The sequence below is a fragment of the Pseudomonas sp. FBCC-B1565 genome, assembly GCF_059133265.1.
The window spans coordinates 5,312,680-5,326,098 of record NZ_CP101438.1 but is presented as its reverse complement, the minus strand read 5'-3'; the positions used below and the strand labels follow the sequence as shown (position 1 = coordinate 5,326,098).

General features: G+C 62.1%; 12 protein-coding genes. 6 read left to right on the top strand and 6 right to left on the bottom strand.

Annotation, left to right across the window (positions count from 1 at the left end; all coding sequences use genetic code 11):
* Positions 1 to 75 precede the first annotated feature (75 nt).
* Genes NL123_RS24695 through NL123_RS24670 form a run of 6 tightly spaced genes read left to right on the top strand, consistent with a single transcriptional unit; the run spans position 76 to position 7,324 of the window.
* Positions 76 to 777, top strand: a complete 702-nt coding sequence (locus NL123_RS24695; RefSeq protein ID WP_248486498.1) for an MtnX-like HAD-IB family phosphatase — start codon at positions 76 to 78, stop codon at positions 775 to 777.
* Positions 770 to 2,164 (top strand): aspartate aminotransferase family protein, encoded by a 1,395-nt coding sequence (locus NL123_RS24690; protein WP_016977483.1) that lies wholly within the window; start codon positions 770 to 772, stop codon positions 2,162 to 2,164. Before NL123_RS24695 ends, NL123_RS24690 begins: the two co-directional genes overlap by 8 nt.
* Positions 2,161 to 3,027: an alpha/beta hydrolase gene (locus NL123_RS24685; RefSeq protein WP_058423794.1), complete on the top strand. Its 867-nt coding sequence runs from the start codon at positions 2,161 to 2,163 to the stop codon at positions 3,025 to 3,027. Before NL123_RS24690 ends, NL123_RS24685 begins: the two co-directional genes overlap by 4 nt.
* 16 nt (positions 3,028 to 3,043) lie before the next feature.
* Positions 3,044 to 4,168: a GNAT family N-acetyltransferase gene (locus tag NL123_RS24680; RefSeq protein ID WP_248486500.1), complete on the top strand. Its 1,125-nt coding sequence runs from the start codon at positions 3,044 to 3,046 to the stop codon at positions 4,166 to 4,168.
* Positions 4,168 to 5,937: a sensor histidine kinase gene (locus NL123_RS24675; protein WP_494356537.1), complete on the top strand. Its 1,770-nt coding sequence runs from the start codon at positions 4,168 to 4,170 to the stop codon at positions 5,935 to 5,937. The genes NL123_RS24680 and NL123_RS24675 overlap by 1 nt, the downstream gene beginning before the upstream one ends.
* The gene (locus tag NL123_RS24670; protein WP_494356536.1) at positions 5,927 to 7,324 is read left to right on the top strand and encodes a sigma-54-dependent transcriptional regulator; all 1,398 of its coding nucleotides are present in this window, start codon (positions 5,927 to 5,929) and stop codon (positions 7,322 to 7,324) included. Before NL123_RS24675 ends, NL123_RS24670 begins: the two co-directional genes overlap by 11 nt.
* A gap of 122 nt (positions 7,325 to 7,446) precedes the next feature.
* Here NL123_RS24670 and NL123_RS24665 read toward each other — a convergent pair whose 3' ends face one another.
* The 6 genes from NL123_RS24665 to NL123_RS24640 form a co-directional block, all read right to left on the bottom strand.
* Positions 7,447 to 7,776, bottom strand: coding sequence for a GlpM family protein (locus NL123_RS24665; RefSeq protein WP_494358339.1), 330 nt, complete (start codon positions 7,774 to 7,776; stop codon positions 7,447 to 7,449).
* Positions 7,777 to 7,784: 8 nt separating this feature from the next.
* Positions 7,785 to 9,065, bottom strand: coding sequence for a two-component response regulator AauR (aauR, locus tag NL123_RS24660; protein WP_231999547.1), 1,281 nt, complete (start codon positions 9,063 to 9,065; stop codon positions 7,785 to 7,787).
* Between the two features lie 65 nt (positions 9,066 to 9,130).
* Positions 9,131 to 11,032, bottom strand: a complete 1,902-nt coding sequence (aauS, locus tag NL123_RS24655) for a two-component sensor histidine kinase AauS (RefSeq protein WP_248486506.1) — start codon at positions 11,030 to 11,032, stop codon at positions 9,131 to 9,133.
* 109 nt (positions 11,033 to 11,141) lie between these two features.
* Positions 11,142 to 11,876, bottom strand: a complete 735-nt coding sequence (locus NL123_RS24650; protein ID WP_025856887.1) for an amino acid ABC transporter ATP-binding protein — start codon at positions 11,874 to 11,876, stop codon at positions 11,142 to 11,144.
* A complete protein-coding gene (locus NL123_RS24645; RefSeq protein ID WP_010212763.1) occupies positions 11,873 to 12,544 on the bottom strand; it encodes an amino acid ABC transporter permease in 672 nt (223 codons plus the stop codon). Before NL123_RS24645 ends, NL123_RS24650 begins: the two co-directional genes overlap by 4 nt.
* Positions 12,544 to 13,290, bottom strand: a complete 747-nt coding sequence (locus tag NL123_RS24640) for an amino acid ABC transporter permease (RefSeq protein WP_025856885.1) — start codon at positions 13,288 to 13,290, stop codon at positions 12,544 to 12,546. Before NL123_RS24640 ends, NL123_RS24645 begins: the two co-directional genes overlap by 1 nt.
* Positions 13,291 to 13,419: the final 129 nt, after the last annotated feature.

The following is a 13,419-nucleotide window of genomic DNA, read 5'->3' as shown; positions in this document are numbered from 1 at the left end:
GATGGCCAGTTGGCACAGTCCCTGCTCTACCTCTGGTGCAAGCGCACACAGCGCGCTCCTCCAAGGTAAACAACGATGATCCAGTGGCATATCGTGTGTGACTTCGACGGGACCATTACCCCCACCGATGTCATCGACAACGTCCTCCAACGCTTCGCCGGCCCCGAATGGGAAACCATCGAACAGGAATGGCTGGATGGGCATATCGGTTCACGCGAATGCCTGAGCCGCCAACTGGCGCTGATCAAGGCCACACCTTCCGAATTGCTCGCGTACTTCGACAGCGTCGAGATCGACCCGGACTTCCCCGACTTCGTCGACCACGTCATGGGCCTGGGCGCGAGCATCGAAGTGGTCAGCGACGGTATCGAGCAGGGCATCGCCCGCATCCTGTCGCGCAACTACGTGACCTTGCTGCCGATCCTGGCCAACCGCCTGCGTCAGGTCGACCAGAACAGCTGGCGCATCGACTTCCCGTATTCCAGCGACGCCTGCCGCGCCGCTTCCGGCAACTGCAAGTGCAAGTCCACCCCGCGCAACAAGCGGGTGCTGGTGATCGGCGACGGCAAGTCCGACATGTGCGTGGCCTCCACCGCTGACTTCGTGTTCGCCAAGGGCAGCCTCGCCAAGTACTGCGAAGCCAACAACATTCCTCACGCACGCTTCGACACCTTTGCCGAGCTGCCTGCATTGCTGGCCCGACTGCCTCAGGGCATCGCCGCCAACGCCACCACCTTTACTGCTGCTGACAACCAGGAACTCTTCCACCATGTCTGATATCCGTATCGCTACCGCCGAAGACCAGATCCTTCTGGACAAAGAAGCCAAGTATTGCTCCTACGGCGACACCGTTCACTACATCGAGCCGCCGCGTATTTTCAGCCGTTGCGAAGGCTCCTACGTGTGGGACACCGAAGACCAGGCCTACCTCGACCTGCAAATGTGGTACTCGGCGGTCAACTTCGGCTATGCCAACCCGCGCCTGAACAATGCGTTGAAACAGCAGATTGATACGCTGCCGCAAATCGCCAGCCAGTACCTGCACAAGGGCAAGATCGAGCTGTCGGAAATGATCGCGGTCGACGCCAAGAAGAAATTCGGCCTCGACGGTCGCGTGCACTTCAACGTGGGCGGTTCGCAGTCCATCGAAGACTCCCTGAAAGTGGTGCGTAACGCCACCAACGGCAAGAGCCTGATGTTCGCCTTCGAGGGCGGCTACCACGGGCGAACCCTGGGTGCTTCGTCGATCACCTCCAGCTACCGCTACCGTCGTCGCTACGGCCACTTCGGCGAGCGCGCGCAGTTCATCCCGTTCCCGTACCACTTCCGTGGCCCTAAAGGCATGACCAAGGAAGAATACGGCAGCCACTGCGTGCAGCAATTCGCCCGCCTGTTCGAGACTGAATACAACGGCGTGTGGGACCCGAAAGTCGGCTCCAGCGAATACGCTGCGTTCTACGTCGAGCCGATCCAGGGCACCGGCGGCTACGTGATCCCGCCGATGAACTTCTATCGCGAATTGAAGCACGTGCTGGATCAGCACGGCATCCTGATGGTCTCCGACGAGATCCAGATGGGCTTCTACCGCACCGGCAAACTGTGGTCGATCGAACACTTCGACGTACAGCCGGACGTGATCGTGTTCGGCAAGGCGCTGACCAACGGCCTCAACCCCCTGGGCGGCATCTGGGCCCGTGAAGAGTTGATCAACCCGAAGATCTTCCCGCCAGGTTCGACCCACTCCACCTTCGCCTCCAACCCATTGGGTACGGCGGTGGGCCTGGAAATGTTCAAGATGACCAACGAAGTCGACTACGGCGCGATGGTCATGGCCAAGGGCAAGTTCTTCCTCGAAGGCCTGCAGGACCTGCAGAAGCGTTTCCCGATCATCGGCGACGTCGACGGCCTGGGCCTGGCCCTGCGCTGCGAAATCTGCGGCCCGGATGGTTTCACTCCGGACAAGGCGACCCTGGACTACATGGTCGAAGAAGGCATGAAGGGTGACATGGTGGTGGACGGCCAGAAACTCGGCCTGATCCTCGACGTGGGCGGTTACTACAAGAACGTGATCACCCTGGCACCGTCCCTGGAGATCAGCTACCCGGAAATCGAGCTGGGCCTGAAGCTGCTGGAGCAACTGCTGGTGCGGGCGACCAACCGGTGAACAGCGTCGGGATCGACCTCGGTGAAGGTGATGCCGGTTTCGTTCTCGGTGACGGTCCGGTCGGGATCCTGTTGATCCACGGCCTGACCGGCACCCCGACGGAGTTGCGCCAGGTCGCCAAGGGCCTGGCCAAGGTGGGCAATTGCACGGTGTACGTGCCCACCCTGGCCGGGCACTGCGGTGACAACAGCGACCTGCAGGCCACGGGCTGGATGGACTGGTACGAAGGCGTGCGCAAGACCTTCGTGCAGGTCCGCCAGCGTCACGAGCAGGTGTTTGTCGGTGGCTTGTCGATGGGCGCGGTGATGTCGATGTATGTCGCCGCCGAACACCCGGGGCAAGTCGCCGGGCTGCTGATGTATTCCACCACCTTGAAGTACGACGGCTGGAGCATCAACAAGCTGGCGTTCCTCACGCCGTTGCTGATGAAAATCCCGTTCGGCGTGCATATCTGCCGCTTCGAAGAGAAGCCGCCGTACGGCATCAAGAACGAACGCCTGCGCGGCATCGTCGAGCGGCAGATGAAGGAAGGCGAGAGCAGCGAGGCGGGCTTGCTGACCATGGAGGGCATCACTGTGCGCGAACTGCACCGGATGAACGCCGTGGTCAAGAAACGCATGCCGAAGATCAACGTGCCGGCGCTGGTGTTGCACTCCATCGAGGACGACATCACCAGCCGCTGGAACGCGGACTATGTGGAACGCCACCTGGGCGGGCCGGTGACCAAGATCCTGCTGGACAACTGCTACCACATGATCACCGTCGACCTGCAATACCGGCGGGTGATCGAGTTGAGTGCGGAGTTCGTCGAGCAGCATGCCCAGGCCATCCCGGCCCCTCAAGATTATCGACAGCGGGCATAAGCCTTAAGGACACGATGTGATCACCGCCCAGGCTTTCCCGACCATCCGGGCTATCCAGCGCAGTGCCTGGAACGACTGTTTCCCGGGTGCGCTGGAGGATTGGGACTATTACGTCGCCGTGGAAAACGCCGCCATTGATGATTTCCAGTGGCGTTATCTCGCGGTTTATCAAGATGGAACGCTGGTGGCCGTGGCTGCCGCGTTCATCACACATTATCGCCTCGACACCACGGTGTCGGGCGCCGGCAAGCGCTTGACCGAGCGTGTCGAGCGGCTGTGGCCGGGGCTTTTGCAACTGGGGCTGTATGCCCTCGGATCACCGGTGGCCGAACGCTGCGACGTGGGTTTCGCCAGCAGCGTGCCGGATGCGCAGCGTCCGCTGTTGCTCAAGCACTTGCTGGAGGCTGCACGCCAGGATGCCGATGACTTTGGCATCGGCCTGGTGGCGGTCAAGGATGCGCCGAGCAAAGATCCGCACTGGCTCCAGAGCTGCCGCGCGGCGGGCTTCCAGAGCATGCCGAGCTTGCCCACGGGTGTGTTGCCGCTGCCGTACGGCTCGGTGGATGCCTACCTGGGGTCGCTGGGCAAATCCACGCGCAAGGACCTGCGTCGCAAGCTGCGTGCGCCAGGGCCGCGGGTGGAGTGGCGGCGCAATATCGACGACGTGCTGCCCGAGGTCATGCGCCTGTACGAAGCCACGCTCACGCGCGCCGAGTTGCAGTTCGAACGGCTGCCCGCCGGTTACTTCACCGGCGTACTCGAACGCCTGGATGAGCGCGCGGTCTGTGTTCTTTACTGGGTGGACGAGCAACTGGTGGCGTTCAACCTGATCCTGGTCGACGAACACCGGCTGGTGGACAAGTTTTTCGGGCATGACGTGGCGTTCACCCGCGACTACAACCTGTACTTTCGCAGCTGGCTGACCAATGTCGACTACTGTATTCAACACAATATTGCGTTGTATGAGTGCGGGCAGGCCGGGTATGCCAGTAAGCTGCGCCTGGGCTGCGAGTTCCAGGGCAACAGTGTGTTTTTCCGCCACCGCAACCGGCTGGTCAATGGCCTGCTCAAGCTTGTAAAACTGTTTATTCGACCGGACCGTTCCGACCCTGCCATGGCTGCTGCGATAAGCGAAACCTGATGATCACCAAGACCCGCCAGAAAGCCCGCCCCTTTGCCATTTCGCGCTGGAGCGTCCAGCGCAAGCTGGTGCTGGCGTTCTGGTTGGTCAGCGTGATCCCTACCATGATCGCGGCCGAGCTGGCCGCGACCACGCTGTCGCAGATCTTCGACAGCAACGTGCGCATCTGGCTGCAGGAGTCGACCAAGATCGTCAAGGACGAGATCGGCGACATCCTTCACGACAACGCGCGCATGGCCAAGCTGTTCCTGCGCTACACCAGCCCACCGTCAAGCCGGCGAGCCGCCAAGCACGACAGGCTGACCGCCGACATTGCCGACGCGACCGACATCGACGTGGTGGCGCTGATTCGCACCAGCGACCACAAAGTGGAATTCAGCACCGCCGCCGATGACATCGTCAAACAGATCAACCTGACCAGCAATGCGGTGTTGCAGACCGTGCAGGTGGCCGGGGTGAGTACCGGCCTGGTGGTGTCGACCTTCGAGACCAGCCGTGACGGTGTCGACTACATTCTGCTGGTCGCCACCTACCTGGACAGCAGTTTCCTCACCAGCGTGGCCGATGTGCATTCCCTCGACCTGCGCCTATACCTGGCCAACCCCGACGGTTTCTCCGAGATCTTCTCGACCCAGCGTTTTGTGGATCATCCCTCGCGCATCCCCAAGAGCGTCGAAACGGCGATGCGCAGTACCCGCCAGCCCAGCGAGCAGTTCACCAATAACTACAGCGGGCTGTACTGGCCGATCTTCAATGATGCGGGGGATTTGCAGGGCGTGATTTTCAGCGGCCTGTTGCGCCATACCAGCCTGGTCGGGTTGGTCAACCAGAGTAATTTGTTCGTGTTGATCTTCCTGCTCAGTTCTGCATTGTCACTGGCGGCGGGGGTGCTGGTGTCGCGGCGCCTGACCAAACCGTTGCGCGACCTGTCCCAAGGCGTGGACGCAGTGATTTCAGGTGACTACGAACACCGTGTGCTGGTCAGTGGCGGCGATGAGCTGGCGCAGTTGAGCAGCACCTTCAACCACATGACCGAACGCCTGGGCGAGCTGCATCACCTTGAGGCCCAGTTGCGCCGACGCGATCGCCTGCACGCCCTGGGCGAAGTCGCCATGGGCCTGGCCCATGAGATCCGCAACCCGCTGGGCATCATCAAGACGGCCACGCAACTGTTGCATCGGCGTGCCGACCTGGCGGAAACCGACAAGCGCCATTTGGAGTACGTGGTCAGTGAGGTCAGCCGCATCAACGACCTGATCACCGAGTTCCTCGACTTCGCCAAGCCCAACCCGCCGTTGCGCGTGCTGCAACCGGCGCGCGCGCTGGTGGACGAGATCCTCGGCTTTTGCGCGCCGGAACTCGCCACCCACGCGATCGATGCCCATGTCGATGACCAGGCGCCAGGAGCGACGATCTATGCCGACGCCAAGCAGCTCAAGCAGGCTTGCCTCAACCTGATTCTCAACGCCATCGACGCCATGCCCGAAGGCGGGCGCCTGACCCTGGGCATTCGCACGGTGGACAACAATACGGTGATCAGCATCGCCGACACCGGCCAGGGTATCCCGGCGGACATGATCGAACGGATCTTCACCCCGTTCGTTACCACCAAGGCCTCGGGCACCGGCCTGGGCCTGGCCAAAGTCTATTCGATCATGGAAAGTCACGACGGCAGCATCGAATGCGCCAGTGAGAAAGATGCCGGCGCCACCTTCAGCCTGTACATTCCGGCGATTGGCGAAGACGACGAGGACAGTCATGACGCATAACATTCTGGTAGTCGACGACGAACCCAAGCTCTGCGACCTGCTGGCGTCGGCCCTGGGCCAGAACGGCGTGCAGGTGTTCATCGCCGGTAACGGCCTGCACGCGCTCAAGGTGCTGGAGCAGGAAGACATCGACCTAGTGATCAGCGACTGGCGCATGCCGGGCATGGACGGCCCGGCGCTGCTGGCCGAGATCAAGGTGCGCTACCCCCACGTGCCGGTGATCGTGATGACTGCCTACAGCACCGTGAAAAACGCCGTGCAGTCGATGCGCAACGGCGCTTACGACTACATCGCCAAGCCGTTCGACATCGACGAGCTGGACATCACCGTGGCCAAGGCCCTGCAGTTTCGCGACATCATGCGCGACAACGCGCGCCTGCGTGCCGAACTGGATGAGCACGCACAGTTCGACAGCCTGGTGGGCGACAGCCCGGCGTTTCGCAAAGTGCTGCAAGCGGTGGACTCGGTGCGCGACAGCAGCGCCACCATCCTGCTCACCGGCGAAAGCGGCACCGGCAAGGAAATGGTCGCCCGCGCCATCCACAAACACGGCAGCCGTGCCGACCAACCGTTCGTGGCGGTCAACTGTGCGGCGATCCCGGAAGGCTTGCTGGAAAGCGAAATGTTCGGCCATCGCAAAGGCGCGTTTACCGGTGCCGTAGCCGACCGGGTAGGGCGCTTCCAGCAGGCTGACAAGGGCACGTTGTTTCTCGACGAAGTGGGCGACATGCCGTTGGCGTTGCAGGCGAAGATCCTGCGCGCATTGCAGGAGCGCGTGATCGAACCGGTGGGCGACCCCCGCGAGCGCAAGGTGGACGTGCGGGTGATTGCCGCCACCAACAAGAATCTGCTGGATGCGGTGGCCAACAAAGAGTTTCGCGAAGACCTGTATTACCGCCTCAACGTGTTCCCGATCCCGTTGCCGGCCTTGCGTGAGCGGGTGGAAGACATCGCGCCGTTGGCCCACCACTTTGCCCAGACCCTGAGCGCCACCGCCGGCAAACGTATCACTGGCTTCAGCCCGGAGGCCTTGCAGGCCATGGCGGCGTATCACTGGCCGGGTAATATCCGTGAACTGCAGAACTGCGTGGAACGCGCGACCATCGTAGCGGCCTCACCGGTAATCGAGGATATCGACCTGCCCGGTTACCTGTTTGCGTCCAAGCCGAGCGGGGGCGGTGTGACCGCCATCCTCAGCGACGGGCCGGGCATTCCCCAGGACCTGGATGCGGCGCTGGCGGAGGTGGAGAAGGCCTATATCCTGGCGGCGTTGCAGGAGAGCAATGGGGTGCAGGCGGCGGCAGCGGCGAAGATCGGGATTTCCGAGCGCAGCTTCTGGTATCGCCTGAAGAAGCTGGGTATTCAGGTCGACAAGATCGTCCGCTGACACACCGAGGTTCAAATGTGGGAGGGGGCTTGCCCCCGATTGCAGTGGGTCAGACAGCTTTTCTGTCTCTGATACACCGCCATCGGGGGCAAGCCCCCTCCCACAGTTTTGACCGTGTTGGGTCAGGTGTGAACGCGGACCCAGATGCTGACCAGTATCGTCGCGGCCATCAACCACGCCACCGCCGCCACGGCCAGTGACGCCTCCAACCGCATCCGATCCACCATCACATACAAGGTCGCCAGGTACACGAAGTACGGAATGACCGACCACATCCCGAACAGGATCGTGGTCTTCAAATCGTCCACCGAGCGCCCCTTGCCGACGATGTAGTGGGCGATCAACGCAAAGGTCGGAAACAGCGGCACCAGGCCTGCGATGTAATAGTTTTTGGTCTTGGCCAGCGCCGCCAGGATCAGCACCACCGCCGCGCCGAGGGCGGCCTTCAACAGTAAGTCCATCAGTGGCTCAACCCGTATTTCTTGACCTTGTCGAACAGCGTGGTCTTGGCCATTCCCAGTTCCTGGCTGGCCTGGGTCAGGTTGCCGCCGCTGCGTTGCAGTGCATCGTTGAGCAGGTTGCGTTCGAAGGCTTCCACCGCTTCGGTGAAGGCCAGGCCTTGGCCGCCGCTGCTGGCGCCGCTTTTCTTGAAGGCGGGCAGGCCGAGGGCGAAACGTTCGGCGACGTTGCGCAGTTCACGCACGTTGCCCGGCCAGTCGTGGCTCATCAGGCTGGACAGGGTCTGGTTGTCCAGCTCCGGCGCGGTGCGGTCGAAGCGCAGGGATGACTGCTGCAGGAAGTGTTCGAACAGTTGCAGGATGTCTTCGCGTCGCTCGCGCAGGGGCGGCAGTTCCAGGGTCACCACGTTGAGGCGGTAGTACAGGTCGCTGCGGAATTGGTTGGCGCGGCTCAGTTCGTCGAGGTCGGACTTGGTGGCGGCGATCACCCGGCAATCCACCGCGACGCTCTGGTTCGACCCCAGGCGTTCCAGGGTGCGTTCCTGCAATACCCGCAACAACTTGATCTGCAGGTTGATCGGCATGCTTTCCACTTCATCGAGGAACAGCGTGCCTTCGTGGGCGTGCTCGATCTTGCCGATGCGGCGCTTGCCGGCACCGGTGAAGGCGTTGGCTTCGTGGCCGAAAATCTCGCTTTCGAAGAGGTTCTCCGGCAGGCCGCCGCAGTTCAGGGCGACGAACTGGTGGGCGTGACGCCGGCTGAAATCATGCAGGCAACGCGCGACCAATTCCTTGCCGGTGCCGGTCTCGCCTTCGATCAGCACGTTGGCCGAGGTATCAGCGACGTTGGCGATCAACTCGCGCAGGTTCTGCATGGCCGGCGAACGGCCGATGATGCGACCTTCCAACGAATCGCGCTCGGCCAATTGCCGACGCAGCGACCAGACTTCCCGTGCCAGCCCGCGCTGCTCCAGGGCGCGGCGCGCCACGTCGACCAGGCGTTCGGGGGAGAAGGGTTTTTCCATGAAGTCATAGGCGCCGTTGCGCATCGCGCCGACCGCCATGGAAATATCGCCGTGCCCGGTGATCAGCACCACTGGCAGGCTTTTATCCAGGGCCTTGAGACGGGTGAGCAGCTCCAGGCCGTCGATGCCAGGCAAACGAATATCGCTGATCACGATGCCGGCGAAGTTTTCGCCGATGCGCTTCAACGCCTCTTCGGCACTGCCTACGCCGACGCTGGGAATATCTTCCAGGGCCAGGGCTTGCTGGCAGCCGAGCAGCACGTGAGGGTCGTCCTCGACGATCAACACGGTGAGGTCTTCTTTAAGGGCTGTAGCGTCTGTATTCATGTCGACTCAGCTTGTTGAGTGCCCGCCAGCGGCAGGCACAAGACAAAGGCCGTTCCACCACTGGCCGGGTGTTCCACGGCGAGGGTGCCACCGGTGGCTGCCGCCAGGCTGGCGGACAGCGTCAGGCCCAGGCCCAGGCCTTGCTCGCCGGGCTTGGTGGTGAAGAACGGTTCGAACAAATGCTTGCGCGCCTCGGGGTCGATGCCGTGGCCATTGTCGCGCACTTGCAGGCGGTATTTGCCCTCGCTGCTGCTGCCTTCCAGCCACAACTGCGGGGCCGGTTGGGCTTGCATGGCGTCAAGGGCATTGCCGATCAGGTTGACCAGGATCTGTTCCAGGCGTGTCTGGTCGATTTGCAGTTGGGCGTGGGAAAAGTCGCGGTGCAGCGTCAGCGGCAGACTGTCCAGGCGTGCGCCGAGCACCTGGAACGCGGCGTCTACCGCTTTGGCCAGGCTGGCTTCGCCCTGATCGTCTCCGCGTCGGGCGAAGGAGCGTAGGCTGGCGGTGATGCGGCCCATGCGGTCGATCAGTTCATTGATGGTCTTGAGATTGGCGCTGGCGGTGTCCAGCGCACCGCGCTCCAGGAAGCGCACAGTATTGCCGGACAAGGTGCGCAGCGCGGCCAGGGGCTGATTCAATTCGTGGGCGATGCTGGTGGACATCTGGCCGATGGCCGCCAGTTTGCCGGCCTGCACCAGTTCATCCTGGGCACGGCGCAGGGTTTCTTCGGCCTGGCGCCGTTCGCGGATCTGGCCCTTGAGCCGTTCGTTGCTGGCGCGCAGGTCGGCGGTGCGCTCGGCAATCCGTCGTTCCAACTGGCTGTTGGCTTCCTGCAAGGCTTCCCGTGCCGCGAGGCGGGTGGCGATGACTTTGCGTCGCTCGTTCCAGGCAATCAGCAAAAACGCCACCAGGCCAAACGCAACGGCCACCAGGATGCCCTGGTTGATCGCGGCGCGGCGCAGGTCGTTGAGCGGGGTGAGCAGGGTGAAATTCCACGGCGTGTCATTGAGCGGGCGGGTTTGCGCCAGGTAGCTGACTTCGTGGGCGTCGTTGACCACTTCGCTGTTGGCCGGGAAGGTCAGTTTTTCGGTGCCTTCGTTGAGGTGCTCGCGGGCCAGGGGTTCCAACTCGTTCAGTGTCGCCCAGTAATATTGCAGGCTGTGGGCCAGGCGGTCCTTGGTGTCATCGCTCAGCGGGCGCACGGCCTTGAGGCGGCGGGCCGGGTCGCTGGAGAGGATGATGATACCGTTCTCATCGCTCACGAACGCTTCGAGGCGTGCGCGCTGCCAGCGCTCTTCGAGGGCTTCGAGGCGCACCTTGACCACCGCGACGCCGATGATCTTGCCATGCTCTTCCAGGCCGTGTGCCAGGTAGTAGCCGGGTTCGCCGTTGGTGCTGCCGATGCCGTAGAAACGACCCGGCTGGCCCCGCACGGCGTTCTGGAAATAGGCGCGGAAGGACAGGTCTTCACCCTGGTAACTGTCGGCATCGCGCCAGTTACTGGTGGCCAGCACGCGGCCGGTGGTGTCCATCACGTAGATGGCCCGACTACGACTGCGTCGGTTCAGGCCTTCGAGGTAATCGTTGACGGTCTTGCGGGTTTCCTGGTTCGGGTCGGCCAGCAGCGTGGAAACGCTGGACTCCAGCTCCAGCAGGCTGGGCAGGTAGGTGTACTTGCTCAGTTCGCTTTCGACGGTGCGGGCATGCAACTCCAACTGGCGTTCGCCGGTGTCGCTGAGGGTGCGGATACCGTAGTACTCACTGACCCAGAAGCCGATGAAACCCAGGCCGATCATCAGGGCGATGATCAGGGGCGGCAGGAACAGTTGGCGGATCAGGCGTGGTTTCACGGCAAGTGATGGCGGTGCGGCGCGAAATTGGTTGGGGTCGCATTTCATCACAGATGCCTTGGGTCAACCAGAGCTGCCAGCCTGTGCGGGCCAATGTGGGAGGCGGCAAGCCCCCTGCCACATTGGCCCGGTTTCCACAGTCGGCGCTATGTAGTGCTTAGTGCTGCAGGATTTTCTCAAGGAAGTGCTGCGCGCGTTCGGAGCGGGCGCTGATGTCGCCGAAGAACTCTTCTTTCGGGCAGTCTTCGATGATCTTGCCGGCGTCCATGAAGATCACGCGGTCGGCCACTTTGCGGGCGAAGCCCATTTCGTGGGTCACGCACATCATGGTCATGCCTTCGTGGGCCAGTTGCACCATCACGTCGAGCACTTCGTTGACCATTTCCGGGTCCAGCGCCGAGGTCGGTTCGTCGAACAGCATGACGATCGGGTCCATGGCCAGGGCGCGGGCAATCGCCACACGTTGTTGCTGGCCGCCGGAGAGCTGGCCCGGGTGCTTGTGGGCATGCGCCGACAGGCCGACGCGCTCGAGCAGTTGCAGGCCTTTCTTGGTGGCTTCTTCCTTGCTGCGGCCGAGCACCTTGATCTGCGCGATGGTCAGGTTTTCGGTGATGGTCAGGTGCGGGAACAGCTCGAAGTGCTGGAACACCATGCCGACGCGCGAGCGCAGTTGCGGCAGGTTGGTCTTAGGGTCGGCGATGGAGGTGCCGTCGACCACGATGTCGCCCTTCTGGAACGGTTCCAGCGCGTTGACGCACTTGATCAGGGTGGACTTACCCGAGCCGGACGGCCCGCACACCACGATCACTTCGCCTTTTTTAACCTCGGTGCTGCAATCGGTCAGCACCTGGAAGTCGCCATACCACTTGTTGATGTTCTTGATAGAGATCATACGGCAAACCTTTTTTGCAGACGCTTGACCAGCAGCGAGGCGGAAAAGCTGATGATGAAGTAGACGACACCGGCGAAGATCAGGAACTCATTGGAGCGGCCGATGATGTCGCCGTTGGAGCGGGCGGAGTTGAGGAAGTCCACCAGGCCCACGGTGTAGACCAGCGAGGTGTCCTGGAACAGGATGATCGACTGTTGCAGCAGCAACGGGGTCATCTTGCGGAACGCCTGGGGCAGGATGATCAGGCGCATGGTCTGGCCGTAGGTCATGCCCATGGCCTGTGCCGCCGCCATCTGGCCCTTGGGGATCGACTGCACGCCGGCCCGCACGATTTCACAGAAGTACGCGGCTTCGAACATCATGAAGGCCACGACACAGGAGGTGAACGCACCGATCGGGGTATCTTCGCCGGTGATCCAGCGCAATACGAACGGCACCGCCAGGTAGAACCAGGTGATCACCAGCAGCAGCGGGATCGAGCGGAAGTAGTTCACATAAGCGCCGGCAACGCGCGACAGCAGTTTGCTGGACGACAGGCGCATCAGCGCCAGGACCGTACCCAGCGCGATACCGCCGACCACGCCCATGACCATCAACTGCAGGGTCATGACCATGCCGTTCCACAGGCCCGGGATGGCGGGGATGATGCCGCTGAAATCGAAGTCCATTATTTACCCCCCACGGAGATCAGGCCGGGCACTGCGACTTTCTTCTCGACCACGCGCATCAGCAACATCAGGCTCATGTTCAGGGTGAAGTAGATCAGCGTAGCCAGGGTGAAGGCTTCAAACAGGTTGGCCGAGAACTCGGCGGTCTGTTTGGTTTGCGCCAGCAGTTCCATCAGGCCGATCAAGGACGCCACGGAGGAGTTCTTGAAGACGTTGAGGAATTCCGAGGTAAGCGGCGGAATGATGATCCGGTAGGCCTGGGGCAGCAGCACGTTCCAGTAGATCTGCGGCAGCTTGAAGCCCATGGCGCGTGCAGCGGATTCCTGGCCACGTGGCAGCGCCTGGATGCCGGTACGCACTTGTTCGCACACACGAGCAGCGGTGAAGAGGCCCAGGCACACGACAACGCTCAGGTAGGCCGAGGTGGTCGGGTTGAGGTCCTGTTTGTACCAGTCCTGCAGGTTCTGCGGCAGCATGTCGGGTACCAGGAAGTACCAGATGAACAGCTGAACCAGCAGCGGCACGTTACGAAACAGTTCCACGTAGCAGGTCGCGATGCCCGATACGATGCGGTTTGGCACGGTGCGCATGACGCCCAGAATGGACCCCAGCAGCAAGGCGATAATCCATGCCACGACAGCGATGGCGATGGTCCAGCCCAAGCCGGCGATGTACCAGTCGAGATAAGTCTCGCTGCCCACGCCAGTGGACTTGAAGAACACGCCCCAGTCCCAGTTGTAATTCATTAGGGTCTCCCCTCGAAATCGATCGATGTACAAGCACCCGCTTGGGGAAGATCCTTTCCCGCCCGGCGGTGAACGCCAGGCACACGCGATCGGCTCGAAAACCGCCAGGTCGAGTGTTCCACAATAAAG

What these genes read in the sequence shown, in the direction of transcription:
- NL123_RS24695 (WP_248486498.1), top strand. Translation starts at nt 76, where the DNA reads ATGATCCAGTGGCATATCGTGTGTGACTTCGACGGGACCATTACCCCC.
- NL123_RS24690 (WP_016977483.1), top strand. Translation starts at nt 770, where the DNA reads ATGTCTGATATCCGTATCGCTACCGCCGAAGACCAGATCCTTCTGGAC.
- NL123_RS24675 (WP_494356537.1), top strand. Translation starts at nt 4,168, where the DNA reads ATGATCACCAAGACCCGCCAGAAAGCCCGCCCCTTTGCCATTTCGCGC.
- NL123_RS24670 (WP_494356536.1), top strand. Translation starts at nt 5,927, where the DNA reads ATGACGCATAACATTCTGGTAGTCGACGACGAACCCAAGCTCTGCGAC.
- aauS (WP_248486506.1), bottom strand. Translation starts at nt 11,032, where the DNA reads ATGAAATGCGACCCCAACCAATTTCGCGCCGCACCGCCATCACTTGCC.
- NL123_RS24650 (WP_025856887.1), bottom strand. Translation starts at nt 11,876, where the DNA reads ATGATCTCTATCAAGAACATCAACAAGTGGTATGGCGACTTCCAGGTG.
- NL123_RS24645 (WP_010212763.1), bottom strand. Translation starts at nt 12,544, where the DNA reads ATGGACTTCGATTTCAGCGGCATCATCCCCGCCATCCCGGGCCTGTGG.
- NL123_RS24640 (WP_025856885.1), bottom strand. Translation starts at nt 13,290, where the DNA reads ATGAATTACAACTGGGACTGGGGCGTGTTCTTCAAGTCCACTGGCGTG.